Origin of the sequence: Marinimicrobium hydrolyticum, assembly GCF_030848505.1 — a bacterium.
In the GTDB taxonomy this organism is placed as follows: domain Bacteria; phylum Pseudomonadota; class Gammaproteobacteria; order Pseudomonadales; family Cellvibrionaceae; genus JAVDDU01.
In genome coordinates, this window is sequence record NZ_JAVDDU010000003.1 from 357418 (window position 1) to 384154 (window position 26737).

A 26737-nucleotide genomic window follows, 5' to 3' on the forward strand; every position below is an offset into this window, starting at 1 on the left:
TAAGCGGCGAATGCTTGCGTTATACGTCTGCAGGCCTTAACTTTAGCGCGCATAACCCCGACCGGCAACTAACGAATGCACCCGTCTTCATCCTCTGACATCAGGCCGCCATTATGAGCATCTCTCTCGGGGTCATTATGGACCCAATCGCCGATATCGCCTTCCACAAGGACACCACCCTGGCCCTGATGCTGGCGGCTCAAGTCCGCGGCTGGGATCTTTACTATATGGAGCAGGGGGACCTGTACCTTCGCCACGGCGAGCCGCGCGCCGGCATGCGCCCAGTGCGCGTAGCCGACAACCCAGAAAGCTGGTATGAGCTCGGCCCTCGCCACGATCAGCCCCTGGCGGAGCTGGACGTAATACTGATGCGCAAGGACCCGCCCTTTGATAATGAATACACCTACAGCACTTATATTCTGGAAGCAGCACAGCAAAGAGGGGCACTGGTGGTCAATGACCCCCAAAGCCTGCGCGACTGCAATGAAAAAGTTTTTGCCACTTTCTTCCCCCAGTGCTGTCCACCTCTGTTGGTAAGCCGGGATAACACCCTGCTGAAAGAGTTTCACCGGGAGCACGGCGATGTCATTTTCAAACCGCTGGACGGCATGGGCGGCAGCAGTGTGTTCCGCTGCCGTGAAGATGACCCCAACCTGAGCGTGATTTTGGAAACCCTGACTCAATTCGGAAAGCGGATGATTATGGCCCAGCGGTACATCCCGGAGATTTCCCAGGGCGATAAACGCATTTTGGTGGTGGACGGCGAAGCCGTACCCTACTGCCTCGCGCGCACCCCAGCCCGGGGCGAGACACGTGGAAACTTGGCAGCCGGCGGCACAGGCGCCGCTCGCCCCTTAAGTGAAAGGGACCGCTGGATCGTGTCTCAGGTGGCCCCTACCCTGAAAAGTAAGGGCTTACTGTTTGTGGGTCTCGACGTTATTGGGGACTATTTGACCGAGATTAACGTCACCAGCCCCACCTGCGTACGGGAGCTGGACAAAGCTCACGATACCGCCATCGGCGCACGCCTAATGGATGCCATAGAACGCCACTTGCAACGAAACACCTGATGAGCAGCACATCCACACCGAGCCAAAGCCCCGCCGCACCCGTAGACACGGGTGACCGGCTGAGCTTTACCTTATTTCTGGCGCTGGCCCTGCACGCCATGGTCGTTTTTGGCGTCACCTTTAAGCTGCCGGACCCCGGTGCAGCCTCTCCAACCCTGGATATTGTGCTCGCCAGCCACAAAGACCCCAACGAGCCCGACGAGGCGGATTACTTAGCGCAGCACAACCAACAAGCCAGCGGTACCGAGGAAGAGGCTCGGAAGTTGACGGCGGAGCAACACGCGGAATTCGCCGACACCCAAGTGCGCGATATTAACCCGGCCCCCCAGATACAAGCCGCCGCTCCCACTGAGCGGCGCGAGGAGCAAATACTCACTACTCGCGGCAGCAGTCACCGCTCGGTGCAACGTCTCGAGGACCCGGACCCCCAGGACGAGCAGGACAAAAGAGAGGGGTTGCTGGAGGAGCTGCCGATCATTACCCAGGAAATCGCCAGCCTGCAGGCGCAACTGGCCCGACAGCGCCAGGAGTACTCACGTCGTCCCCGCATCCATCGGCTCACCTCCATGGCCACCCGCGCTTCCGCCGATGCGGCTTACCTGCATGAGTGGAGTACGCGAGTGGAGCAAACCGGTAACCGTCACTACCCACAGGAAGCACTACGGCAGCGGATCACCGGCAGCCTGCGTTTGTCCGTGTCGGTAAACCCGGACGGTACTGTCCACCAAGTGGAAATCCTACAGTCCTCCGGGCAGTCTATCCTCGACCAGGCGGCCGTGCAGATCGTGCACATGGCGGCCCCTTACGCCACCTTCCCGGCAGAGATTCGCCAACAATACGACAGGCTCGAGATTATCCGCACCTGGACGTTCGATATCGCCGGCCTCTCCACCGCACAGTAAGCCGAAATTTTTTTACAAACCGCTTGTTTTCCTCGCCCCAACCCCAATACTTAAGGTATGACCAAATATTCGCACATCCAGTCCCGCAACGACCTGAGCGCAGGCAGCCTGCGCGATCACTTCCTGATCGCCATGCCAGGCATGCACGATGCGTCGTTCGCCCACACCATCACCTACGTGTGCGACCACAACGAAAGCGGGGCCATGGGCTTAACGCTCAACCACCCTATGCCTTTGACGCTGGGCGATATTTTCTCGCAACTGGAGCTAGGTGACCACGCCGGCTTGGGGGCGGAGACGGTACTCGCGGGCGGACCGGTTCAGGTAGAGCGAGGCTTTGTCCTGCATACCGGCAGCAGCGAATGGCAATCCAATCTGAGTATCGCTCAGGGCATCAACCTAACCGCTTCGCGGGACATACTGGAGGCGCTGGCCGAGGGCCGGGGCCCCAAGGAGTTCCTACTCGCTTTGGGCTACGCTGGATGGGAAGCGGGCCAGTTGGAGGAGGAGATCGCCGCCAACGCCTGGCTCACCCTCCCCGCCGATAGACACACACTGTTCCACACTCCGGCTGAGCTGCGTTGGTCGGCCGTGGCCCACCAACTGGGCATTGACCTCAACCTCATTTCCACCACGGCAGGCCACGCCTAACTGGCGGGCCTGACCAACTACATGCAACTGCTTGCCTTTGACTACGGCCTGAAAAACATTGGCGCCGCTACCGGTCAGAGCCTGATCGGCACGGCCACACCTCTGCCGCCACTTAAGGCGCGGGACGGCGTGCCCAATTGGGAGCAGGTAGAAAAGCTGCTGAAGGAATGGCGACCGGGCCTGGTACTGGTGGGCCTGCCGCTGAATATGGATGACAGCGAAAGCGAATTGAGCGCCCGAGCACGTAAATTCGCCAACCGTTTGCACGGGCGTTTCGGGGTTGCGGTGGAGATGGTCGACGAGCGCCTATCCAGTTTCGAAGCCAAAGGCGAAGTCATGGCGCGGGGCGGGTCGCGCGACTACGGCAAGAACCCAGTGGATTCCATCGCCGCGCGACTCATTTTGGAAACCTATCTAAACTCCCGCTGAAGGCCTATCAACCCGGCAGTGAATTGCTGGGAGACAAGCTAAAATAGCCTGCCCTTGTCATTGGAACTATCCTCCTCCATGGACAGCCCATCCGCCGCGTTGGACAAATAGGCAGCATCCGTTTCTGAGCCGAGCTTGATCATCAGACGCAAATCGTTGGGTGAATCGGCGTGCGCCAAGGCGTCCTCATAGGTGATCTCACCGCGGTCATACAGCTCATACAGCGCCTGGTCAAAGGTCTGCATCCCGAGTTCGGTGGACTTTTTCATCAGTTCTTTCAATTCGCTGACATCGCCCTTGCGAATCAAGTCCGCCATCAATGGCGTATTGAGCAGCACCTCCAGGCATGCCCGGCGCCCCTGCCCGTCAGGGGTGGGAATCAGCTGCTGGGCGACAATGCCGCGCAAGTTCAGGGACAAATCCATCCACAACTGACGGTGACGATCCGCGGGAAAAAAGTGAATGACTCGGTCCAGCGCCTGGTTGGCGTTGTTGGCGTGCAGCGTACAAAGGCACAAGTGACCTGTTTCCGCGAAGGCAATGGCGTGCTCCATGGTTTCACGGCTGCGCACCTCACCAATCAAAATCACATCCGGCGCCTGGCGCAGCGTGTTTTTCAGAGCCACCTCGAAGGATTCAGTATCTATACCCACTTCGCGCTGGGTAATGATGCAACCTTGGTGCTGATGGATAAATTCAATCGGGTCCTCGATGGAAATGATATGGCCTTTACTGTTTTTGTTACGGTGGCCAATCATGGCCGCCAGAGACGTAGACTTACCCGTACCGGTCGCACCCACAAACATCACCAGGCCGCGCTTGGTCATCGCCAGCTCTTTAATCACTTCCGGCAGACCCAAGTCATCAACCTCTGGGATATTCACTTCGATACGGCGCAACACCATGCCCGCCAAATTACGCTGATAGAACGCACTCGCACGGAAGCGGCCAATGCCCCGCGCACTGATGGCAAAGTTCAACTCCTTGGCTTCCAGAAACTCTTTACGCTGCTTTTCGTTCATCACCCCCAGGACCAACTCCCGGGCTTTTTCCGGAGCCAGTGGCGTGGCCGTCGCGGGCACCACTTTACCGTTAACCTTAATCGACGGCGGCACCCCTGCTGTAATAAAAAGGTCGGACGCTCCCTTCTCCACCATTAGTGTCAGTAAGCGATCAAAATCCATAGCGGTTTCCAATTATAATCAATGTGTGTGGCGAAGATAGTGTTAAAAATTTTCCGGCATTTTGGCTTTGCTGCGCGCCACTTCGCGACTGACCAGGCGGCGCTCCACCAGATCCGCCAGACACTGATCCATGGTCTGCATGCCAAGGGCCGCACCGGTCTGAATAGCGGAATACATTTGCGCAACTTTATCCTCACGAATCAAGTTGCGAATGGCAGGCGTGCCACGCATGATTTCGTGGCCAGCAACCCGGCCGCCACCACTTTTCTTCAAAAGGGTTTGAGAAATTACAGCCTCCAGTGATTCCGAAAGCATGGAGCGCACCATGGATTTCTCGTTCGCCGGGAATACGTCCACCACACGGTCAATGGTTTTGGCCGCGGAAGTGGTGTGCAAAGTGCCGAACACCAAGTGGCCGGTTTCGGCTGCCGTGAGCGCCAGGCGTATGGTTTCCAAGTCCCGCAACTCACCCACCAGAATAATGTCCGGGTCTTCCCGCAGGGCGGAGCGCAACGCTTCGGCAAAGCCGTGGGTATCGCGGTGCACTTCGCGCTGGTTGACCAGGCATTTTTTGCTCTCGTGAACAAATTCAATGGGGTCCTCAATGGTCAGTACGTGCTCGTACTTGTTGTCATTAATGTAGTCGATCATGGCCGCCAAGGTAGTGGACTTACCCGAACCCGTAGGCCCCGTAACCAGAACCAAACCACGAGGCACACTGCAAATATCTCGAAAGACATTGCCCATACCCAACTCTTCCATGGTTAACACTTTTGACGGAATGGTTCGAAACACCGCACCAGCGCCGCGGTTCTGATTAAAGGCGTTGACCCGAAAGCGCGCTACGCCGGGCACCTCGAAGGAGAAGTCGGTTTCCAGGAACTCTTCAAAATCCTTGCGCTGCTTGTCATTCATAATCTCGTAGATCAAACTATGCACCTGCTTGTGGTCCATAGGGGGCAAGTTGATTCGGCGTACATCGCCGTCTACGCGGATCATGGGAGGCAGGCCGGCGGACAAGTGCAAATCCGACGCGCCTTGTTTAGCGCTGAACGCTAAGAGTTCGGTGATATCCATACTGCTACCTTAAACTTTTATACATGTTATTCTCGCGCGCTTCCCCGGCTGTGCCCGATGGGGGAAGAGGCGCGCCCCAAGTTATCCGGGCGAGCAAACGGCCCTGCTATGCAAAAGATAGACGAGAACCTGACTAAAGTCACCGCCCGTTTGCAAACCGCCGCCCGCGAGGCTGGGCGCAATCCGGATGAAATCCAACTGATTGCGGTGAGCAAAACTCAGCCGGCTGAGTCGCTGGCCCAGGCCTGGCGGTGGGGGCAACGCCGTTTTGGGGAGAACTATCTGCAAGAAGCGCTGGACAAACAGGCGCAGCTGGCAGGCCTGGAAGGGTTGGAGTGGCATTTCATCGGCCCCATACAGTCCAACAAGACCCGGGCTATTGCCCAGCACTTCGCGTGGGTGCACAGCGTCGATCGGGACAAGATCGCCCGTCGCCTGAGCGAACAACGGCCCCCGGAACTGCCACCACTGCAAGTGTGTCTTCAGGTCAATATCGACCAAGAAGACAGCAAGGCCGGCGTTAGCCTGGCGGAGCTGCCCACACTTGCCCAGCAAGTGGCGACACTACCGGGCCTAACACTGCGCGGGCTTATGGCTATACCCGCTCCCAGTGATAGCGCGGCGCAACAACGGGCGGGCTTCGCTCGGCTGCGCCACGCGATGGAAGCACTCCGCGCCCAGGGTTTATCACTGGATACGTTGTCCATGGGCATGTCCGGCGATTTGGAGGCCGCTGTAGCCGAGGGTGCGACTCTGGTTCGGGTGGGCACCGATATATTCGGCCCCCGACGATAATTTTGAATTGAAGGCGGCCTGCGCCGCCCAACGCAAGGAACCTGTATGTCAGAATCCAAACTGGCCTTTATCGGCGCCGGCAACATGGCTCGCAGCATCATTGGCGGGCTGATCGCCCAGGGATATCCCGCCGAAGCCATCAGTGCCAGCGATCGAAATCCCGTTGTCCTCAGCCAAATGGTCAGCGATTTCGGTATTCATACCGGGGACAACCACACCATCGCGCGAGACGCCGAGGTAGTGGTTCTTGCCGTCAAACCCCAAGTCCTCAAGGCCGTCGCCGAAGACCTGCGCCCGTCACTTAGCCACCAACCGTTGCTTATATCCATCGCCGCAGGCATCGATTGCACCAGCTTGAGCCGCTGGCTTGGCGACGACCAGGCCATTGTGCGCTGCATGCCGAACACACCCTCCCTGGTACGCGCCGGTGCCAGCGGACTCTATGCCAACGCCCTGGCAAGCCAGGCGCAGAAAGCCGCTGCCCACGTGATCATGAGCGCCGTGGGCGAGGCTCAGTGGCTCGAGGAAGAGCAGCTCCTGGATGCGGTGACCGCCGTCTCCGGCTCGGGGCCGGCGTACTTTTTCCTGGTCATGGAAGCGATGATCGAAGCGGGCATTGAGCTAGGCCTGGAGCCCGATTGCGCCACCGACCTCACTCTGCAAACGGCGCTGGGCGCGGCTCAGCTGGCGCGCAGCAGTGATGTGGAACCCGCTGAGCTGCGGCGCCGGGTCATGTCCCCGGGCGGCACTACCGAAGCGGCGATCAAATCCTTTGAGAACGACGAATTGCGCGCCATATTCAAGCGCGCCATGATAGCCTGTGCCAATCGCTCCACGGCGCTCGCGAAAGAATTGGGTCAATAACGGGAGAACTGCATGTCCACCATGGCCGAAATCGGTACTTACATCATCCGCACCTTGGGGTCCCTGTATTTATTACTGGTACTGCTGCGCTTTTTGTTTCAGTTGGTACGCGCGGATTATTACAACCCCATCTCCCAGTTTGTCGCCAAGGCCACCAACCCTCTGTTGATGCCACTGCGCAAGGTGATTCCGGGCTTCTTCGGTGTCGATGTGGCCGCGCTTGTGCTCGCACTGGCCATCCAGTGGGCGCTCATCCAGGCGGTACTGGTGCTGGCGGGAATCGGCATCGTCTACCCGCTACTGGCCATCGGCTGGGCACTGGTGGGCATTATCTCCATGGTACTCACGGTCTACTTTTGGGCACTGATTATTTCCATTATCGTTAGCTGGGTGGCCCCGTTTAGCCAGAATCCCGCGATAATGCTGATTCGTCAGCTGGTGGAGCCCGTGATGGCGCCGTTCCGCAAATTAATTCCACCTCTCGGTGGCATAGATATCACTCCCATCTTTGCCTTCATGACCCTGCACGTGCTCAATCAATTTCTGGTGCCGGCCATTGCGCGGGCGGTAAACATGCCCAGCGGCCTGACCCTCGCGTTTTAATGCCCCTCTCAAATTAGAACTTAGGGCGTCGCTGAGAAGCGTCGCCCTTTTTGCCGTCAATGCACCTTTGGTCGGCGCCAGAGCCCGTTGACTCCTCTTAAAATTGGCACTTTGTCACATTTTGCGCTTTAATCAGCAGGGACGTTTCTTAGTCACCCGGCTGCTCATCGAGCCCTGGGGCGCCAACCAATCAGAATGGGGGACAATCTGTTTGGTGGCTAGATTAATAAAACAATAAAGGGCCAAGGGCCCAGACAGGCTAACAGCGCTATGGATATTCAGGCACTGCATCGTCAAATGGCCGCCTACGATCGCTGGAAACAGGGGTTGGAGCAGAGGCTGACGCATTTTGATCAATGGATTCAGAATCACGGGCTGGTCAGCAAAGAAGTACGCCAATGCCTTGAGGGCGCCCGCAAGCTGTTGCGCGGAGACGGCTTTACGATTGCCTGCGTAGGCGAGTTTTCCCGCGGCAAGACCGAATTGATCAATGCCTTACTGGTGGGCGAAAGCAAAACCCGTATTCTGCCTTCCCAGCCCGGCCGCACCACCATGTGCCCTACAGAAATTTACTGCGACGCTCAGCGCAGCAATTGCGTGCGCCTGCTGCCCATCGAGACGCGTCGCAGCGCTGCCAGCCTGGAGAGCTTTCGGCGCATTCCTCAAAAGTGGGTAACTCTCCGCTTTGACCCCACCGACGCCGATGCGACCCGCAAAGCCATTGCCCAGGTGTCCGCAAACCGTTGGGTGACCCCGGAGGAGGCCGAACAGTTAGGTTTCAGCCACACCGAAATGGGAGAGCGGGACCACCAGGGCCGAGTCGCCATCCCCAATTGGCGCCACGCCATGATCAGCCTCGATCACCCTCTACTGCGCCAGGGGCTGCGCATTATCGACACGCCAGGCCTCAACGCTTTGGGCAACGAACCAGAACTAACCCTAAAAATCCTGCCTCAGGCGCAAGTGATTCTATTTCTTCTGGCCGCCGACAGCGGCGTTAGCGCCAGCGACATGAGCATTTGGCGCGATCATATTCAGAGCCTTGAAGAGTTGCGTGGCACCGCCGTGCTGGCTCTGCTCAACAAAGTAGACAGTCTCTGGGATGACCTGCAGCCGCCTGAGCACACCGACGCCGCTGTGGCGCGCGTGTGTGAATTGACCGCTCGGCAATTGAACCTTGAATTGGCGCAGGTGTTACCACTATCGGCCAAACAAGCCTTACTGGGGCGCGTACAGGACCGCCCGCAACAGCTGGCCCGTAGCGGTTTTCCTCGCTTGGAACAAGCCCTGGCGGAAAGCATCGAGCGCAACCGCCAGGCGCTGGCCGGCCACCGCTTGATTGTCGATAGCCAAGCGATGATCCTCGACCTGTATAAAAGCCTGGAGCGCAGGCTAAAGGAATCCAAACGAGAGTTGGAACTGGTGCGCACCAGCGACCAGGAAGACAACGGCGCCTTACTCCAGGAGCTGCGCGACACCATCCGCCATAACCACCGTCACTATCACAAACAGGCTTTGTCGCTGCGCACCAGCCAAGTGCTACTGGAAAAACAGCGCCCGGGGCTCATGTCACCTATGGCACCGGAGCGCTTGGAGCAGCTCATCGGCGACACCCGCACCCAGTTGGCGGGCAGCTGGACTAGTATGGGACTGGCGCGTGCCATCAGCGGGTTTTTCGACGCTCTGGACAGTCAAGTACATCACCTGGACCGCGAAGTGGAGCGCGCCAACCAGGTGCTGGCTTCCATTTATCAACGCCCCGAGCACGGCGCCGATCAAAGTGCGTTGCTGGAGCAACACCTGCTAAACCTTGAACCCCAGCACCGTAAGCTACGCCAGCTGCATCGCCAAGCTGATCAGTTTCGGGCATCACTCAATAACTTGCTCAGCCTTAAGGGCGTGTTGATTCAACGTTTTGTCAGTACTTTGGTGCAAGAGGCACGGGTAGTGTGGTCTGAATACAGCACGGCCATTGAAGACTGGCTCAGCCAGGCACTGGCGCCACTGTTCCACCACAATCAATACCAAAAGCAGATGCTGGAGCATCACATGTTGCGCCTAACCCGTATTCGCAGCCAAAATCAGAGCCACGCGGAACAAATGCAGGCCCTGCGCAACAATATCCAGCAACTGCAATTGGCCTGGGACGAGATTCAACCGCTCTATCGGGATCTCAATGGTGCCGGCGGTTCCCCCGCTCAAGGAACATCTGCCCAGGTGGTCTCCCTGGCCAACGTCCGGCGCGCGCTCGTCAATCTTTAGCGGCCCACCAGCGACCGCCAGGACCAACCCTCTTGCAGCATCACCGCTGCAACCTTAGACTTGCGCCTTGCGCTGGCGCAGCTCACCACGCTGGCGCCACTTGTTTTCCCGAATCGAGACCACCATGCCCGACACTTTGCCCCAAGATTCAGTAGGCTTGGTCACCCCCCAGGTGATGCACTGCAGCAAGCCACTGACGCTGGCCTGCGGCAAAACCCTGACCGAATACCAATTGGTGTACGAGACGTACGGAGAACTCAACGCCGACAAATCCAATGCGGTGTTGATATGCCATGCTCTGTCAGGCAACCACCACGCGGCGGGCTATCACAGCATGGACGACCGCAAACCGGGCTGGTGGGACAACTACATCGGCCCGGGTAAAGCCATTGATACCAACCGGTTTTTCGTGGTGTGCCCCAACAATTTGGGTGGCTGCCACGGCTCCACTGGCCCCACCAGCATTAATCCGGACACCGGCAAACCCTGGGGTCCGGAATTCCCCAAACTTCGCGTCCGTGATTGGGTCGAGACTCAAGCTCGCCTGGCGGATGAACTTGGCATTGAGCAGTGGGCAGCCATCGTCGGAGGCAGCCTGGGCGGCATGCAAGTCACCCGCTGGGCACTGGAATATCCAGAGCGCTTGCGCCACGCTGTAGTAATCGCCTCGGCCATGAAACTCAGCGCCCAGAATATCGCCTTTAACGAAACCGCCCGCCAAGCCATTATGGCCGACCCCAATTTTTACGGTGGTCGTTACCTGGAACACGATACCCGCCCTAAAGACGGTTTGGCGGTGGCACGCATGATTGGCCACATCACCTACCTGTCCGATCACGTCATGGGCGAAAAATTTGGGCGTGATCTGCGCAGCGGCAGTTTTGCTCGAGGCAAGGATGACCCGGTGGAATTTCAGGTGGAGAGTTACCTTCGCTACCAAGGGGATAACTTCGCCAACACCTTCGATGCCAATAGCTACATTCTGATTACCCGCGCATTGGATTACTTTGATTTGGCGCGTGAGTACGACCACGATCCGGTAGCCGCTTTCAGTCACGCGCGCTGCCGCTTTTTTGTGGTGTCTTTCAGTACCGACTGGCGCTTTCCCGCCAGCCGCTCACGGGAAATGGTGGATGCACTGATTGGCGCGCAGCAACCCGTAACCTACGTAGAAGTGGAATCGCCTTACGGACACGACGCCTTTCTACTGCCCAGTGAACGCTACAACCGCGCCTTCACGCTTTACATGGCGGGTGTAGCTCAGGAGGTGGGGCAATGAACAACAACCACACCATGCGCCTGGATCTCAGCGAAGCACAAAACTGGATCGCACCGGGCAGTCGAGTTCTGGATTTGGGTTGTGGCGATGGCACTTTCCTGAAGCATTTGCAGGACACCAAACAGGTGCTGGGCTACGGCCTGGAGATCGGAGTTGAACAAATCAACGCCTGCATCGAAAAAGGACTCAATGTTATTGAGCACGATCTTGACCTGGGACTGGGCAACTTCGCCAACAACAGCTTTGACACAGTGGTGATGGCACAAGCACTGCAAACCATGCATTTTCCGCATGTGGTGTTGGATGAAATGTTGCGCGTGGGCAAGGAGTGTATCGTCACCTTCCCTAACTTTGGGCACTGGAAGGCACGCCTGCACCTGGCGGTCAGCGGACGCATGCCGGTATCGGACCTACTTCCCTACGAATGGTACGACACCCCCAACATTCACTTTTGTACGGTGCGTGATTTTGAATCACTGTGTGCGGAAAAACACATCACGGTACTGCACCGGGAAGTGGTGAACGAGAAATCGTCCAAATACTTTAAAGATCTGGCACCCAATCTGTTTGGCGAAACCGCCCTTTATCATCTGTGCCGGGCGGTGCAAAAGTAAGGCGCTCGGGGCAGATAAAACAATTGTGTTAGCATGGGAGGCCATTCACATCAGATGGCCAGCCATGGGATTTCCACGTTTTTTATCGTTGCACAACATCCGCACGGCACTGTTGATCTTTGTTCTAGTGCCGTTCTTGCTGGTTATGGTCATCAGCGCCGGTTTCAGTCTGCACCGTTTGGAGCAAGCCGCCGAAGCCGGTTTACAGGATGACATAGAACTCATCGCCCGCTCCATTCATCGCCCCCTGAGTCACGCCCTAGAACACGACTTGCAACTCACCTTGCGGCGCACGGTCAGCTCGGCGGGGGAAATCGGTCGCGTGTACGGCGTGTATGTCTATGATCGCGACGGCAAGCGCATTTCCGCCGAAGGGCCGAGAAAAATACAGGTGCAGGACATCGAAGCCGCCACCCTGGCAACCGAGGGCAGCGAGCGCGGCGCGTTCGACGAGGTGGAAGGCGAGCAGGTTTTTTCCTACTTTATGCCCCTCACCGACAGCGGCGGACGCATCAACGGCTTACTGCAGGTTACCCGGCGCGGCAGCGACTTTGCGCATCAAATTGGGGAGTTTCGCACGCGCGCCCTATTGGTGTTGTCGGGCTCGGCACTGCTGGTATTGATTCTGGTCTGGCTGGGTTACCAGCGTGCCATTGGCCGACACATTCAAGGCATGGGCAAGAGTATGGCGCACATTGCGGGCGGCGATATGCATCATCGCCTGCAATCCAAAGGCCCCACGGAAATCCGCTATTTGGCGGAAGGGGTCAACCGCATGCTGGACAGTATCCTCGATTCGGAGCGGGAAATCAGTGCCCGCCGGGACCGAGAAAACGATCTTAAAACGCAGCTGCATCAAAGCGAAAAGTTGGCCGCCATCGGCCGTTTCGCCGCAGGCGTCGCCCACGAGTTGGGCACCCCCCTGAGCGTGGCGGACGGCAAGGCGCAACGCGCTTTGCGCACAGTGGATGCCGAAGATGCGCAGCCACTCAATGACATTCGCCAACAGCTGTACCGCATGGAACGCATCATCCGGCAACTGATGGACTTTGCCCGCCCTGTGGTCCCGGATCACCGGGACATGCGCGCCGATGATTTGGTGCAGTCCTCTCTGCAACAGGTGGAAGACGAACGCTTGCGCCAGGACGTGCAGATTCTTATCGATAAGCCGGGCGACTGCCCGCCCATATACGGTGATCGCCTGCGCCTGGAACAAGCCTTGATCAATTTGTTGCGCAACGCCATACAAGCCACGCCGAGCGGCACAGTGCGCCTGAATTGGCACTGCGACGACCAGGAAAATCTCGTCCTGTGCGTGGAAGACGACGGCCCCGGCATTGAGGAAAAAGTTCGCAGTCGATTACTGGAGCCTTTTGTCACGACAAAGCCCGTAGGGGTTGGCACCGGGTTAGGCCTGGCCGTGGTAAACGCCGTGGTCGCTGAGCATGGCGGTCAGATTCACATAGATCAAAGCCCTCTGGGCGGAGCCCGTTTTCAAATAACTTTACCCTTGCGCCGCCAAACGGAGGAAGGCAAATCATGACCGATACACCCGCCGATATTCTGGTCGTGGAAGATGACCCGGACTTGCGCCAACTTCTTTTGGAAGAGCTGGAAGATGCCGGCCACGCCTGTACCGGGCGCGGAGATCTGACCTCTGCTCAAGCATTTATGGGCGAACAGATGCCCAAGCTGGTGATCAGCGATTTGCACCTACCGGACGGCAACGGCCTGGACCTGCTGGAAAGCCTACGACCCTTGCCGCTGAAGCCAAGTTTTATTGCCATTACGGCCTTCGGCACCATCGATCAGGCGGTAGATGCATTGAAGCGCGGTGCCGACGATTTTCTCACCAAGCCCCTGGACCTGGACCATTTGCGGCTGTCCGTTGCCCGAACCCTGCAGCGACAGCAATTGGAACAGGAGCTGAGCTATTACCGGCGACTGCTGGATAAAGGCGAATTTCACGGCATGATCGGCGCCAGCCCCAACATGCGCCAACTGTTCACACAAATTCGACAGTTGGCCAGAGCCGATGGGCCGGTTTTGATCGCCGGTGAAAGCGGTGTGGGCAAAGAGCTGGTGGCGCGCGCCATTCACCGGGAGAGCGAACGGCGGGACGGCCCTTTCGTAGCCATTAACTGCGGTGGCATTGCGGCCAACCTTCTCGAGAGCGAATTGTTCGGACACGCGGCAGGCGCTTTCACCGGCGCCACTAAGGCGCGCCGCGGTCTTTTTGCCGCCGCTCACGGCGGCACACTGATGCTGGATGAGATCGGCGAAATGCCTCTAGAGATGCAATCCAGCTTGCTGCGCATCCTGCAAGATGGCCGCGTTCGGCCGGTGGGTAGCAATACCGAACAGGAACTGGACGTGCGCATCATCGCCGCCACCAATCGGGAGCTGCCGGAAGAGGTGGCCGAAGGCCGGTTTCGGGAAGACCTGTACTATCGCCTCGAAACTTTTGCCATAGACGTACCGCCGCTGCGCCAACGCGGAGATGACCTGGAGAGATTGATCGCACATCAAATCAATCAGTTGAATCAGCGTCGTCAGCAGCCAGTGGATGGATTGACTAGCGAAGCATTGGAACTGCTACGCCAATACAGTTTCCCGGGCAATGTGCGCGAGCTGGCCAACATAATGGAGCGCGCTGTGACTTTCTGCACCGAAACCCACATAGGGCCTGAACATTTACCGCCAAGGGTGCGGGCGACTGCCCCAGCAGCCAAACCAGTGAGCGGGGATGACTGGGTCCCGCCCACTGCTGAGGGTGAATTGGTGCCACTCGAAAGCGTGGAACGTAGCTACATTCACTACGTGCTCGACCAACTCGATGGAAACAAGCGCCGGGCGGCGGAAGTTCTGCATATAGGCCGGCGCACGCTTTATCGATGGCTGGAATCCGATTGAGCGTTTGCGTGCCGGAAACCGGCCAATGTGACACATGGGCGGCCGCGCACAGCTTTTTTACCGGTTTCGCGCCCTCTAGAATTCTAAAAATATACTTCTAAAACAAGGAGTTAAAGGCCTTACCCGCTCCTGGCACAGGCCTTGCGTTAGTCTTGTTACCGAAAGGTACTTAAGCACAGCAATTGGTGTGCAACGATTTTCATCAAAGGAGACAAGACTATGCGCATTAAAACCACACTACTGGCATTTCTCACCGCCATAGGTCTGATGTTGGGCTCCACTGTCGCCAGCGCTCAGGCTCCCCAGCAACAACCCCCGGGCGGACAACCTCAAGCAATGGACGTGTCCGACGAAGACGTAAACAACTTTGTCGATGCCTACATTTCGGTTCAGGAAATCAATCAGGAGTACACCCAACGCCTTCAGGACGTAGATGATCCAGAGCAGGCCACCGAGCTGCAGCAAGAAGCTCAGAACAAGATGCAGGAAGCGATCAGCGATGCGGGGCTCTCCATTTCTGAGTACCAGCAAATTGCCAACCAAGCTGGTCAGGATGAGCAATTGCGCAATCAAATTGAAGAAGCACTGACTTCTCAAATTGAAGGCCAACAATAAACTTGGCTGTGCCAACTCGAGGGCTCCGGCCCTCGAGTTTTCCCACTCAGTGAATCATTTTGACACATGGGCACATAAGCACACGCCGACAGGCCCCACGCACCTCACTAAACCTGCAAATATTCATTAAAATCAGTGCCTTAGCGCAATAAAACCACTTGGCGAGCCCATTGCTTTAACAACGAGTACTCATAACCGGTATCAAAACCCCCGTAAACTAGAACCACGAGGACATTCTCCATGCGTAAATCTATCCGTAACCCACTGATCGCCCTTCTCGCTGCCGCCGGCATGCTGTTCACTCTGGGCGCCAGTGCTCAGCAAGCCGAGCAGATCAGCTCTGAAGACATCGGTATGTTTGCCGAAGCTTACGTCGCCGTACAGACTATTAACCAGGAATACTCCACTAGGCTGCAGCAAGTGGAAGATCCCGAGCAAGCCACTGAGCTGCAGCAAGAAGCGCAATCCAAAATGCAGCAGGCGGTCACTGACTCCGGACTGTCCATTTCTGACTATCAGGGCATAGCCCAACAAGCCAACCAGAGCGAAGAAGTCCGCGAAGACATTCAAAATGCCGTCGCTGCACTGGTGGAAGCGCACCAGCCGCAATAAACCGCCAAGTCGGCGGCACAGTTCGCAGAAAACCGAAGGGGCCATATTGGCCCCTTTTTCGTAGGATCCTGTAGAATGACCTTTCACACCTTTGCTCTACCTCTGGGAGCCGAACTATGTCCTTACTTCGTCCATACCAATGCGCCGCTGCGCTACTGATGCTACTGTTTTCCCTGTCCGCAATTGCCCAGACTGGCAGCCAACAGTTTGGTGATTACACGGTTCAGTACAGCGTGTTTAACAGCACGTTCATTGAGCCGGATATTGCAGAAACCTATGGTTTGGTACGCGCAGCTGACCGGACTCTCATCAACGTGAGCGTTACTAAAAGCGAAAACGGGGCAAGCACTCTGGGCCTGCCTGCGGAAGTCCGTGGCACGGCTGCCAATCTGCTTCAACAGCAGCAACAGCTGGACTTTAAGGAAATGTCTGATGGCCAGGCGACGTATTACATCGCCACCTTGCGTCACTCGCACGAGGAGACCTTCAACATCACTCTGCAAGTGCAACCAGAGCCGGAACGCGCGCCATTTGAGATGAAGTTCTCCCGCACCCTATATGTGGACGGGAGGTAGTCAGTGCAGGCGGTGGTTTTAGCTAGCGGCAATGCCGGCAAGCTAAGGGAGTTTCAGCAGTTACTCGCACGCTGCGGTTTTCAAGTGCAACCACAGAGCGACTTTGATCTGGAAAGCGCCGAGGAAACCGGGCTAACCTTTGTGGAAAATGCCATTCTCAAAGCCCGCCACGCCAGCGCCCATACTGGTCTGCCCGCCATTTCGGACGATTCCGGTCTGGCGGTGGATGCTTTGCAGGGCAGGCCGGGGATTTACTCGGCACGCTACGCCGGCCCGAACGCTACGGATGCCGATAACAATCAACGGCTGTTGCAGGACTTGGATGGTATCCCCGAAGCTGAACGCGGAGCCCGCTACCATTGTGTGCTGGCGTTTTTGCGTCACGCTGAAGACCCAACCCCGCTGCTGTTTCATGGCCAGTGGAAAGGCACGATCTTGACCGAGCCCCGCGGTGAAGGGGGTTTTGGCTACGATCCACTCTTTTACGTCCCCAGCCACGGATGCAGCGCCGCCGAGTTGGCGCCCGCAGAAAAAAGCCAAATCAGCCACCGTGCCCTTGCCACTCAGCAATTGTTGGCGGCGTTGACAAACTGAACCTAGAGCATCGACGCGAATCGACCGCCGCGACCAGGAGCCCTAATCCACGAGCTTTAGTAGGGTGCTGCGAGTGGGGCAGGCACACCCGGACACGCTGTAAATACATCCCTGTAAGCTCGGATGCAGCCGCAAGCGGGCCGGCCCTCAACCGTAGGTTTCGGTCGTTCAGTCTGCGCGCAAGGCGGTGCCTTGCAAACGCTTGCCCTCACCCCTGCTGCATACGGTCCGGGAATACCTGCCCCACTCTCCGCAGTGCCACTCTGGAAGTTTCGGGAGATAAGAGAATTGGGCGTTCCGGGTTCATAGGTCTGAACAAACCCAGCTTCGGATGCACCCAAGCAACTCGCAAGCTCACTCTTGTGAGAGTTCCAAAAAGCCTCCTGCGAATCGCCCTCCTAGACGAAACTAACGCATTCTTGAGGAGCTCCCCGCTGTTGCTGGCAAAGGGTTGGGGATTGGGAAAAGAGCTCGATGGCCCGATGCAAGGTGGGGCGTGCAGGGTGAGTGTTCAGCAAGCCTCAAAAGAGGGACCTTTTGAGGCAGTCCCCAGGGATGGGTTTACGACGTTTGCTGAACACTCACCCTGCGCGGCCCATGTACTTGCTTACGAAGCTCCGAACATCTATTCCAGACAGCGGCGCGCTTTCGCGGGGATGACGATCATTACTACGTTACACGCAAGGTAACGCTCGCGAATTAATTCTAGTGGTTAACAACTAACGACCCAACGCCCACAGCACACCCTTCGCCAGCGTATCCATGTACACATCCTGCTCAAACATATCCACGTTGTGCCCCAGCGTGGTGGCAAATACGCGGGTGTTCTCCACTTCGTGTTTCCATACCACGGTGTGATAGGTTTCGGTTTCTATGCCATAGGCGCGGGCCAGTGGTGTGATGTCGGCCCAGATTTTTTCCACAACGTACAGCTCTTCGGTCACCGGGGTTTCCCATTTTTCTGGGAAAGCGGCCATGATGGGATCTTCCGGAGCGACATTTTCCACGGTAAACACCCGCTCATCTTCATGCCACATGGACTGCAGACCGGCAAAACGGAACCAGGGCTCAGCGGTGGGTTCGGCGCGACGATAACTGTGCACGGCGGAATGAATCAATACGGCGGGGGTTCCCATATGGTGCTGCACCATGTGCTCCACAAACTCGCCATCGGTGAGCATACCGAAGCTGGTATTGTGTACCACCAAATCGTAATCCGCGGCCCAATCGTCTTCTTGCATAACGGAGATGTGGTGATCCGCCTGCTTGTCGCCCTCGTGCACTATGGTCCATTCAATCTCGGGAATACGCTCGCTGAGGCCCTGAGTCAGTAAAGGCTCCTGCGCGACATAGTCGTGCCAACCACCACCGGTGACCAATAACACACGAATGGAGTTGCGCTGTTCCGGCTCGGCAGTGCAAGCCGACAGCACACAAACGGCAAGTAGAATTTTGGCAAGGTTAAAGAACTGGGGCATGATGTCGCTCTCTCTTTTTTTGGGATGGGGCACATAGTGAACCGCGACCGCAACCAATTCAACTTTTCAGCGCGCCAAAGCTCGCTGAAGGCGGGTTTAACCAAAATGTTTGCTGCCCTGGTGTGGGCTACGCTAGCACTACGGGTGTATCTGGGTGCCACGGTAGCGGTGCAGGAAGGCGGGACCGCCCTGTACGGTGCTCTGGCCAGTTTTCAGAACTTTACCGTGTTGACCACTCTTCTAATCGCGCTGGTTTTGACGACGGCCACGACGAGCCGACTCGGTCGCACCTTGAGCGGACCATCAGCGAGCACGCTAGCCGCAGTCAGTGTTGCCTTGGTGGCCTTGATTTACCATATTTTGCTGCGAAATCTGTGGCAACCGCAGGGGTTGTGGCGGTTGGTGGATGTTCTGCTGCACTACGTTATTCCCGCGCTGTTTGTCGTTTATTGGTGGTGCGCTGCGCCTAAGCGCGGTTTAACCGTGTCGCATCTACTTTGGTGGCCAGCCTATCCGCTGATCTATGCGGCGGCGACGCTGCTGAGGGGGCATTTTACCGGCCAATATCCCTATCCGTTTTTCGATGTGACCACACTGGGTGTCGGCGCCGTCCTGCTGAGAGTTTCGGGATTACTGGCGCTGTTTGTGGGCTTGAGCGTGCTGTTTCTGGCGCTGGCCCGGTGGCAAGTCCGTATCCCCACTCGCGGCCGCTAATCCGCTCGCTAGCCGTGCTATAGTGGCGTTTTCCGCTGTTTAGCCACACCGCCTTATGACTCAACGCCTGCACTTGCCACCTCTGGCGCTTTACGTTCACATCCCCTGGTGCGTCCGCAAGTGCCCCTACTGCGACTTTAACTCCCACCAGGCAGGCCAAACTCTGCCGGAAGCGGAATACCGAGCCGCTCTGCGGGCGGATTTGGAATCCGACCGGATCCTGGCCCAGGGGCGACCATTGACCAGCATTTTTTTCGGTGGCGGTACGCCCAGTTTATTTTCAGCGGCTACGATCGCCGGGATTCTTGAAGATGCCGAAGAACTTATCGGCTTCACGCCAGACATAGAAATCACGTTGGAGGCCAATCCCGGCACCTTTGAGCAAGAGCGTTTTCGGGCCTATCGCGCCGCTGGCGTTAACCGTTTATCCATTGGTATTCAGAGTTTCGACCCGCAGAAGCTGGCTCGACTGGGCCGCATCCATGGCGGGGAGGAAGCGTTGAGCGCCGTAGGTGTTGCACGCCGAGCGGGTTTCGACAACCTCAATCTGGACTTGATGCACGGCCTGCCAGATCAGGACACGCGCGGGGCGCGCGCCGATTTGCAGCAGGCGCTGGATTTGGGGCCTGAGCACGTCTCGTGGTACCAACTGACCATCGAACCCAACACCGCTTTTTACAACGCGCCGCCTGTCCTCCCGGAGGAAAACAGTCTCGCCGATATTCAGGCAAGCGGTGAGTCATTGTTGGCGGAAGCCGGTTACGCTCAGTACGAAGTATCCGCTTACGCTCGTCCGGGTCGGCAGGCGCGCCACAATCTCAATTACTGGCGCTACGGGGATTACTTGGGCGTCGGCGCAGGTGCTCACGGTAAAATCACTTTACCCGAGCAGGCTCAAATTCTCAGGCTTTGGAAAACCCGCTTGCCCAAGCACTATCTGGAGAAAGGGAAGCCCTCAGCGGGCGTGACGGAGCACAGCAACCCATTTATGGCCGGACAAGAGTTCATGGAACCCCAGGCGCGGCCTTTGGATTTTTTGCTGAACGCGCTGCGTCTCAATGAAGGCGTGACCGCTGAGATCTTTCGTGAACGCACGGGGTTAGGTATGGATGCGTTGGAGCCTCAGTGGTCCGAGCTGCGCACCCTGGGGCTGGTGGGGAGTGACAATAGCCGCTTAACCACCACCGCCTTGGGCCGGCGTTTTCTCAATGACGTACTGGGGCGCTATTCCTAGTCAGAAACGTCCCAGTTAGTCATCTTGAGCGTTCAACCACGTTTCAATCTTCGTCATAACGGTTTCCGAGTCCGGTTCAACTCGGCTGTCAAAATGCGCCAGCACTGATCCATCAGGGCTCAACAGATACTTGTTGAAATTCCAACCCGGCGGCTCACTCTGAACCGCCAACTCACGGAACAAGGGGTTCGCCTGGTCGCCGGTAACAGCGGTGGGCGCCAGCATGGTAAAGGTCACGCCAAAGTTTTCGTAACAAACACTAGCCGCTTCGGCTTCGGAATCCGCCTCCTGATTAAAGTCATTGCTGGAAAAGCCGACGACGGCCAGGCCCTTATCTTGGTAGCGTTGGTGCACCGCTTCCAGCCCCTCAAACTGCCGGGTGAAGCCACAGTGACTCGCCGTGTTAACCACCAACAGAAGTCGCCCCTCAAAGTGCTGACACAAGTCGACGCTTTCCGTACTGTGCAAACGTCGGTACTCGCCCTCAAGGTGGGGCGGACAGGAGGCCCAGGCAAGAGGCGCCAGCAGCAAAAGAACCAGGGGGAAATAGTGGCGAGCATTCATGATTGTTCTCCGCATTTAGGTTCTGCGAATTTAGCACGCACGCACACAAAACAACACTCTGCAGGGCTCAAGCTTGGCGCAAAAAATTGGCGCACTTTGCACTCTCCACCCCCAATAGGTCGGTGCAAACTGCTACACTTTGAAAGCTCTTCGAGCGTTTAAGGGACATTCATGCTCAAAACCATGCGCTACACTCGGGAAAACCCCATCGCCACCCGGCTTCTTGGGCTGATCATACTGAGCAGCTCCGCCATTACGCTGGTGGCGATTCTAATGCAGCTCTACGCCACTTTTCACGATGATGTGGATGCACTCAACCAGCGCATTGATCAGGTAAAAATCAGCACCCTCGCCAGCATTACCCAAAGCCTGTGGAGTTTCGATCAGGAGCAACTGTCCATTCAAATCGACAGCCTGCTGGATGTAGAGGATGTGGTACAGGTACAGGTCAGCTGGCGTGACTGGAGCGACCGCGAGCGCACCCGGGTCGCTTCCCGACAGGTGACGCAGGAAGACATTGACGCTCAACCAAATCAATTCCTGGTGCGGGAATACCCCCTGGTCTATGAAGACGCCACCATTACCAGCGAACAGCTGGGCACCCTAACCATTACCGCCAGCCTGGAAAATATTTACGCCCGGCTTTGGGACCGCACCTTCTTTATTGTCGGCATTCAAGGCACCAAGACGATCATTATTGCCCTGTTCATACTGTGGTTAGTACACACCCTGTTGACCCGGCATATGGACACCATTGCTCACTATGCCCGACACTTGCACCTGGACAACTTAACGACCCCGCTGCGCCTGAACCGAATCAAACCAGACCAAAAATCCGATGAGCTGGATAATGTGGTCAACGCCATTAATCACATGCGGGAAACGCTGCTGGAGGATATCGAACAGCGTCATGCCATTGAGCTGGCACTACTTTCGGAAAAGGAAGAGAAGAAGGAAACCCGCCGCCAAAAGATGGAGGCGGAAGACGCCAGCCGGGCCAAGAGCCAGTTCCTGGCCACCATGAGCCACGAGATTCGCACGCCTATGAACGGCGTTATTGGCATGCTGGATATTTTGCGCGATACGCCACTGAACGAAACGCAACAACATTATCTTGATGTGATCCATCGCTCCGGTGAAAGCCTGCTGGACATCATCAATGACATTCTCGACTACTCAAAAATCGAAGCCGGTAAGATGCAGCTGGAAGTGGCCAGCTTTGATCTGGAAGGCCTGGTTGACGACTGCCTGCATTTGTTCGGGGCCACAGCCAGCAAACGCAACATTGACCTCATGGGAGGGGTACACCCGGACGTACCTTCCTGCCTAGAAGGAGATCCGACACGCCTGCGGCAGATCATCATCAACCTGCTGGGCAATGCCTTTAAATTTACCAGCGAGGGCCATGTGGCGTTGGAAGTCACTTTGGATGCTACCAGCACCTCAGACCAACCCGTGCTGCACTTTTCCGTGCAGGATACGGGTATCGGCATTGAGGCCGATACCCAGGATCAGTTGTTCGATGCCTTTAACCAAGCCGATTCATCCACCACCCGCCAGTATGGTGGTACCGGTTTAGGTCTGGCTATTTGCCGAAGCCTGGTCGAACTCATGGGTGGGGAACTGGGGTTGGATAGCGTCAAGGGACAAGGCGCCACTTTCTGGTTTACCGCCAAGTTGAGAGCGACTGGTGCAACGCCACACTACGAAAAACAAGAGGAGCTACGAGCCCTCCTGGGGGGGCGCCGCTTACTGCTTATTGAACCCTGCCTTAAATTGGGTTCTTTTCTCGCGCCATACTGTCAGCACTGGGGCATTACCCTCGAGCACGTTACTGAGGGTCAGGCGGCCATGGCCACCTTGCAAGCGGCGCACGAACGCAAAGAACTGCCTGATTTCATTGCGCTCGGCTGCCACCTGCCAGATATGGACGGCATCGAACTGGCCCGCTGGCTACACCAACAAGCTTACATTCAACCGATACCGCGCTTTTGCCTGAACGCTGGCGAACTGCAAGCAGAACCCGAAGAAATTGAACAACTTGGCATTCGCAGCCTAATGCGCAAGCCTATATCGACGCGAGCCCTACGTCAGGAGCTGGCCGGCTTGATGGGGCAGGAAGTCGAACAGCGCAGCCCTCGCAAAAAGTCGCCCGTGAACTATCAGCTTTACTCACACCTCAAGGTGCTGGTGGCGGAAGACAATGCCGTGAACCGCATGGTGGTCAAGGGGCTGCTGGGCAAGATGCATATAGAACCGGAGCTGGTGGAAAACGGAGCGGGAGCGCTTGCCGCCATAGAACAAAATCGATCTCGCTACGATGTGATTCTGATGGACTGCGAAATGCCGGAAATGGATGGCTTTGAAGCCACACGTCGCATCCGTCGGTTCGAGCGCCGCAACGGTTTGGACGCCACCCCAATTGTGGCCTTGACGGCACACGCCCTGCAGGAACACCGAGAGGCGGTTTTTGCCTGTGGAATGAACGATTACCTGGGTAAACCCATTACCCTGAATAAACTGTACGCCACTTTCGAGCGTATGGGCCTGCTACAATCTCCGCCCAGAGAGTGACACCCAAAACAGGGGCACTTGCCGCAAAACCGCTGATCGGCCAAACCCATGTCGTTTGAATTTCACATCATCGGCTATATCCGTTCCTGTTTTACCGACAAGTTCGGCGTGCCACGCCAACCCGGCCTGGTGCCAGCGGCTCGTGCGCAACTGGAACTAATCCCTCCGTACGACGACCCTCAAACGCTGGTGGGCCTGGAAGATTGCAGTCATATCTGGGTACAGTTTGTGTTCCACCGTCCTCCAGGAAAACAATGGAAAGCGCGGGTTCGCCCGCCCCGGCTCGGGGGCAACAAGAGTCTGGGGGTCTTCGCCACCCGGTCGCCCCTTAGGCCCAACCCCATTGGCCTCTCCGCGGTCAAGCTCGAAGGCATCGGGCGCGAACCCGGCAAGCTGTGGCTGGAGCTGTCCGGTATCGACCTGCTCGATGGCACTCCGGTGCTGGACATAAAACCTTACGTACCCTACACAGATGCGCTGGCCGAGGCTCGCAACGGTATTGCCGAGCAGCCGCCGACAACATGGCCCGTTGGATTCACTCCAGAAGCCTTGGCCGCATGCGCGCGCTTTCGGGACCGAAACGAGAATCTCGAGACCCTGATTCGGCAAATTTTGCAGCAGGACCCCCGACCGCAGTACCAAGCCCCGGACCCGGAGCGCCGGTACGGCATGGAATTGTTGGGGCTGGATGTGCGCTGGCGTTATCAAGCCTCGGGAACGAGCCATAAGTTGGTGGTGGAAGAAGTTTCCGCGCGAGCTTCGCCGGGGAGATAAGCTTACCGCGCGCCCGCAAGAGCGCCGACTCTATGCTATCATGCGCACCCTTTTTCACTTCCTCGCACGCCATCGGCCAACCAATCAGTTGAGGTTATCGCGTTCATGAGCAAAAAATCGCTGGACAAAAGCAAGATCAAATTTGTGCTGCTGGAGGGCGTACACCCTTCAGCCGTGGACACTCTGGAAGCGGCCGGCTACACCAATGTCGATTACCTGAAAACCGCTCTGGCGGAAGATGAACTGATCGAGCGTCTGAAAGATGCTCACTTCGTCGGTTTGCGCTCACGCACGCAGCTCACACGTCGGGTGTTCGAAAACGCCCCAAAACTGATCGCCGCCGGCTGCTTCTGTATCGGCACCAATCAGGTGGACCTGCAAGCCGCGCAAGAGCATGGGGTAGCGGTATTTAATGCGCCTTTCTCCAACACTCGCTCGGTGGCCGAATTGGTGTTGGCCGAAGCCATTTTACTGCTGCGCGGCATTCCGGAGAAAAACTTTGCTTGCCATCGCGGCGGCTGGATTAAATCCGCAGCCGGCTCCTACGAAATTCGTGGCAAAACCCTTGGCTTGGTAGGTTACGGTTCCATCGGCAGCCAACTGAGCGTGCTCGCTGAATCCTTGGGCATGAAAGTGTGTTTTTACGATGTGGTGGCCAAACTGCCACTGGGCAACGCCACACAGGTGCGCAGCCTGAAGGACCTCCTGAACCAGTCCGATGTGGTCAGCTTGCATGTGCCGGAGACACCCGGAACCCGCAACATGATGGGCGCGGAACAACTGGCGCAAATGAAACAGGGCGCGGTGCTGATCAACGCCTCGCGCGGCACCGTGGTGGATATCGAAGCCCTGGCCAAAGCCGTTGAGGAAAAGCGGCTGTCCGGCGCGGCCATCGATGTATTTCCAGTGGAGCCGAAAGGCAATCAGGAGGAGTTCGTCAGCCCGCTACGTGGCCTGGACAATGTCATCCTCACGCCGCACATCGGTGGCTCCACCGTAGAAGCTCAGGAAAACATCGGCGTGGAAGTGGCCGAGAAACTTATTAAATATTCCGACAACGGCACTACCACCAGCTCGGTCAACTTCCCTGAAGTGGCTCTGCCGGGGCATCCGGACGCACACCGGCTACTGCACGTCCACGCCAACGTACCGGGCGTACTGTCGGCCATCAACCGTGTGTTTTCCGACAACGACATCAACATCGCCGCTCAGTATCTACAAACCAATGAAAAAGTCGGTTATGTAGTGCTGGATATTTACTCCCCATACAGCGCCCAGGCGCTTAAACAATTGCGGGAAATCGAAGGCACCATTCGCTGCCGGGTACTGTTTTAAGAGCACACCCAGTAGAGCACCGCTCAGGGAGCGGTGCTCTTTTCCTTCCGAATCGATTCACCACCATCCAGCCACTGAGCAATCGCCGCAAACACCTGTTGCCGATACGGCGGAGTTTCATTAACCAAGTGATGCCGAGCACCCTTAATCATGTGAGTGTGTGCGTGCGGCAGTTTGCGCCGGATCTGCATCAAGTTGTAGCGCCAATCCACGGTGGTATCCCCGGTGCCCTGCACCACCAACAATGACTTGTCCGATCTTGGGAATCGAAAAAACTGACTGTCCCAATGGCGCATGGCAGTCACCCAGGTTACGGGCAGATAGCGATACTGCAAACCATCGCGCTCACGCACAAAATGATTGAAGGCCTCGTCATGGCTGCTGTCCACAAAAACCCGCCGCACCCGTTTTACCCAGAGCCGCAACAACCAATACACGAACAGATTGATGCGCCAGGCAAACGGCAGAATTAGAGGCGCACACAGGGCGATACGCTCCAGGCGATTGTTGCTGTGGCGCCAAAGATAGTTGAGCACCGCAGCACCGCCGGTGCTTTGGGCGAGGCAATGCCAGGGGCTGGGCAATAAGGATTCTGCCGCGTTGAGAACATCGTTCAACGCATCAGCGTACTGATCGAAGGAGTCGATACTGGCATGAGCTCCTGTGCTCAGGCCGTGACCGGGCAAATCAAAGGTCAAGACAGCGTAGCCTTGATCCAGTCCAAAACGCAGTGCTTTGTCATACAGCCCTACGTGGTCGTAATAACCGTGTACCACCACCAGGGTGCCCCGGGGATTTTTTGGCAGCCAGTAGTGGGTAGCTACACTAAACCCCGCCGCGCTGACACGCCCAAAGCCGTGGCACACATCGGAATAGTCCCGGGTCAGGTTAATGTTGTAGTAATCCAAGTAGGCTTGGGCCTCCACATCCAGCGCCCACTCTCCATCCACCTTTGGATCAAACCTTAAGGCAGGCAAGCGCTGAGCCAGATCATTAAACAGTGGATTACTCAAAAGGCTGAACTC

The 26737-nt window shown here is 57.1% G+C and carries 26 protein-coding genes; 21 read left to right on the forward strand and 5 right to left on the reverse strand.

Annotation, left to right across the window (positions count from 1 at the left end; all coding sequences use genetic code 11):
* Positions 1–113 precede the first annotated feature (113 nt).
* The 4 genes from gshB to ruvX are packed head-to-tail and all read left to right on the forward strand — an operon-like array spanning position 114 to position 3052.
* Positions 114–1070: a glutathione synthase gene (gshB, locus tag RBH33_RS07715; protein WP_306731579.1), complete on the forward strand. Its 957-nt coding sequence runs from the start codon at positions 114–116 to the stop codon at positions 1068–1070.
* Entirely contained in the window at positions 1070–1972 is a 903-nt protein-coding gene (locus RBH33_RS07720; protein ID WP_306731580.1) for an energy transducer TonB, read from the forward strand. The genes gshB and RBH33_RS07720 overlap by 1 nt, the downstream gene beginning before the upstream one ends.
* 57 nt (positions 1973–2029) lie before the next feature.
* Positions 2030–2623: a YqgE/AlgH family protein gene (locus RBH33_RS07725; RefSeq protein ID WP_306731581.1), complete on the forward strand. Its 594-nt coding sequence runs from the start codon at positions 2030–2032 to the stop codon at positions 2621–2623.
* A gap of 21 nt (positions 2624–2644) precedes the next feature.
* Complete coding sequence (gene ruvX / locus RBH33_RS07730) at positions 2645–3052, forward strand: Holliday junction resolvase RuvX (RefSeq protein ID WP_306731582.1); 408 nt, start codon at positions 2645–2647, stop codon at positions 3050–3052.
* Positions 3053–3090: 38 nt separating this feature from the next.
* Here ruvX and RBH33_RS07735 read toward each other — a convergent pair whose 3' ends face one another.
* Together RBH33_RS07735 and RBH33_RS07740 are read right to left on the reverse strand one after the other, a co-directional pair.
* Positions 3091–4236 carry a PilT/PilU family type 4a pilus ATPase gene (locus RBH33_RS07735; protein ID WP_306731583.1) on the reverse strand — a complete coding sequence of 382 codons (1146 nt, stop codon included), beginning with the start codon at positions 4234–4236 and terminating at the stop codon, positions 3091–3093.
* 42 nt (positions 4237–4278) lie between these two features.
* A complete protein-coding gene (locus tag RBH33_RS07740; protein WP_306731584.1) occupies positions 4279–5313 on the reverse strand; it encodes a type IV pilus twitching motility protein PilT in 1035 nt (344 codons plus the stop codon).
* 108 nt (positions 5314–5421) lie between these two features.
* Between RBH33_RS07740 and RBH33_RS07745 the strand changes: the two genes are divergently transcribed.
* The 12 genes from RBH33_RS07745 to rdgB all read left to right on the forward strand — a co-directional run bounded on the left by RBH33_RS07745 (position 5422) and on the right by rdgB (position 17039).
* Positions 5422–6108 (forward strand): YggS family pyridoxal phosphate-dependent enzyme, encoded by a 687-nt coding sequence (locus RBH33_RS07745; protein ID WP_306731585.1) that lies wholly within the window; start codon positions 5422–5424, stop codon positions 6106–6108.
* Positions 6109–6153: 45 nt separating this feature from the next.
* Complete coding sequence (gene proC, locus RBH33_RS07750; protein ID WP_306731586.1) at positions 6154–6972, forward strand: pyrroline-5-carboxylate reductase; 819 nt, start codon at positions 6154–6156, stop codon at positions 6970–6972.
* Positions 6973–6984: 12 nt separating this feature from the next.
* On the forward strand, positions 6985–7575 hold the full coding sequence (locus RBH33_RS07755; RefSeq protein ID WP_306731587.1) for a YggT family protein: 591 nt from the start codon (positions 6985–6987) through the stop codon (positions 7573–7575).
* A gap of 270 nt (positions 7576–7845) precedes the next feature.
* Complete coding sequence (locus RBH33_RS07760; protein WP_306731588.1) at positions 7846–9837, forward strand: dynamin family protein; 1992 nt, start codon at positions 7846–7848, stop codon at positions 9835–9837.
* A 124-nt stretch (positions 9838–9961) separates the two neighbouring features.
* Complete coding sequence (gene metX / locus RBH33_RS07765; RefSeq protein ID WP_306731589.1) at positions 9962–11116, forward strand: homoserine O-succinyltransferase MetX; 1155 nt, start codon at positions 9962–9964, stop codon at positions 11114–11116.
* 14 nt (positions 11117–11130) lie between these two features.
* Complete coding sequence (metW, locus tag RBH33_RS07770) at positions 11131–11730, forward strand: methionine biosynthesis protein MetW (protein ID WP_306731753.1); 600 nt, start codon at positions 11131–11133, stop codon at positions 11728–11730.
* 64 nt (positions 11731–11794) lie between these two features.
* On the forward strand, positions 11795–13273 hold the full coding sequence (locus RBH33_RS07775; RefSeq protein ID WP_306731590.1) for a sensor histidine kinase: 1479 nt from the start codon (positions 11795–11797) through the stop codon (positions 13271–13273).
* Positions 13270–14643, forward strand: a complete 1374-nt coding sequence (locus RBH33_RS07780; protein ID WP_306731591.1) for a sigma-54-dependent transcriptional regulator — start codon at positions 13270–13272, stop codon at positions 14641–14643. Before RBH33_RS07775 ends, RBH33_RS07780 begins: the two co-directional genes overlap by 4 nt.
* 219 nt (positions 14644–14862) lie before the next feature.
* Positions 14863–15258, forward strand: coding sequence for a DUF4168 domain-containing protein (locus tag RBH33_RS07785; protein ID WP_306731592.1), 396 nt, complete (start codon positions 14863–14865; stop codon positions 15256–15258).
* A gap of 240 nt (positions 15259–15498) precedes the next feature.
* Positions 15499–15870, forward strand: coding sequence for a DUF4168 domain-containing protein (locus tag RBH33_RS07790; RefSeq protein WP_306731593.1), 372 nt, complete (start codon positions 15499–15501; stop codon positions 15868–15870).
* A gap of 116 nt (positions 15871–15986) precedes the next feature.
* Positions 15987–16445: a DUF4426 domain-containing protein gene (locus RBH33_RS07795; RefSeq protein ID WP_306731594.1), complete on the forward strand. Its 459-nt coding sequence runs from the start codon at positions 15987–15989 to the stop codon at positions 16443–16445.
* 3 nt (positions 16446–16448) lie between these two features.
* Positions 16449–17039: an RdgB/HAM1 family non-canonical purine NTP pyrophosphatase gene (gene rdgB / locus RBH33_RS07800; protein WP_306731595.1), complete on the forward strand. Its 591-nt coding sequence runs from the start codon at positions 16449–16451 to the stop codon at positions 17037–17039.
* A 719-nt stretch (positions 17040–17758) separates the two neighbouring features.
* Here rdgB and RBH33_RS07805 read toward each other — a convergent pair.
* Positions 17759–18517, reverse strand: coding sequence for a ThuA domain-containing protein (locus RBH33_RS07805; RefSeq protein WP_306731596.1), 759 nt, complete (start codon positions 18515–18517; stop codon positions 17759–17761).
* A gap of 36 nt (positions 18518–18553) precedes the next feature.
* Here RBH33_RS07805 and RBH33_RS07810 point away from each other — a divergent pair, with 36 nt between their 5' ends.
* Both RBH33_RS07810 and hemW read left to right on the forward strand, forming a co-directional pair.
* Entirely contained in the window at positions 18554–19231 is a 678-nt protein-coding gene (locus RBH33_RS07810; RefSeq protein ID WP_306731597.1) for a Pr6Pr family membrane protein, read from the forward strand.
* Between the two features lie 55 nt (positions 19232–19286).
* Complete coding sequence (hemW, locus tag RBH33_RS07815; RefSeq protein WP_306731598.1) at positions 19287–20465, forward strand: radical SAM family heme chaperone HemW; 1179 nt, start codon at positions 19287–19289, stop codon at positions 20463–20465.
* 15 nt (positions 20466–20480) lie between these two features.
* Here hemW and RBH33_RS07820 read toward each other — a convergent pair whose 3' ends face one another.
* The gene (locus RBH33_RS07820) at positions 20481–21029 is read right to left on the reverse strand and encodes a glutathione peroxidase (protein WP_306731599.1); all 549 of its coding nucleotides are present in this window, start codon (positions 21027–21029) and stop codon (positions 20481–20483) included.
* Positions 21030–21200: 171 nt separating this feature from the next.
* On the opposite strand from RBH33_RS07820, the gene RBH33_RS07825 reads away from it, so the two are divergent.
* The 3 genes from RBH33_RS07825 (at position 21201) to serA (ending at position 25712) form a co-directional block, all read left to right on the forward strand.
* A complete protein-coding gene (locus RBH33_RS07825) occupies positions 21201–23603 on the forward strand; it encodes a response regulator (RefSeq protein ID WP_306731600.1) in 2403 nt (800 codons plus the stop codon).
* A 48-nt stretch (positions 23604–23651) separates the two neighbouring features.
* Positions 23652–24377, forward strand: coding sequence for a tRNA (N6-threonylcarbamoyladenosine(37)-N6)-methyltransferase TrmO (gene tsaA, locus RBH33_RS07830; RefSeq protein WP_306731601.1), 726 nt, complete (start codon positions 23652–23654; stop codon positions 24375–24377).
* A 105-nt stretch (positions 24378–24482) separates the two neighbouring features.
* Positions 24483–25712: a phosphoglycerate dehydrogenase gene (gene serA, locus RBH33_RS07835; protein ID WP_306731602.1), complete on the forward strand. Its 1230-nt coding sequence runs from the start codon at positions 24483–24485 to the stop codon at positions 25710–25712.
* 23 nt (positions 25713–25735) lie between these two features.
* On the opposite strand, the gene RBH33_RS07840 is transcribed toward serA, so the two are convergent.
* Positions 25736–26725 (reverse strand): alpha/beta hydrolase, encoded by a 990-nt coding sequence (locus RBH33_RS07840; protein WP_306731603.1) that lies wholly within the window; start codon positions 26723–26725, stop codon positions 25736–25738.
* Between the last annotated feature and the right edge of the window lie 12 nt (positions 26726–26737).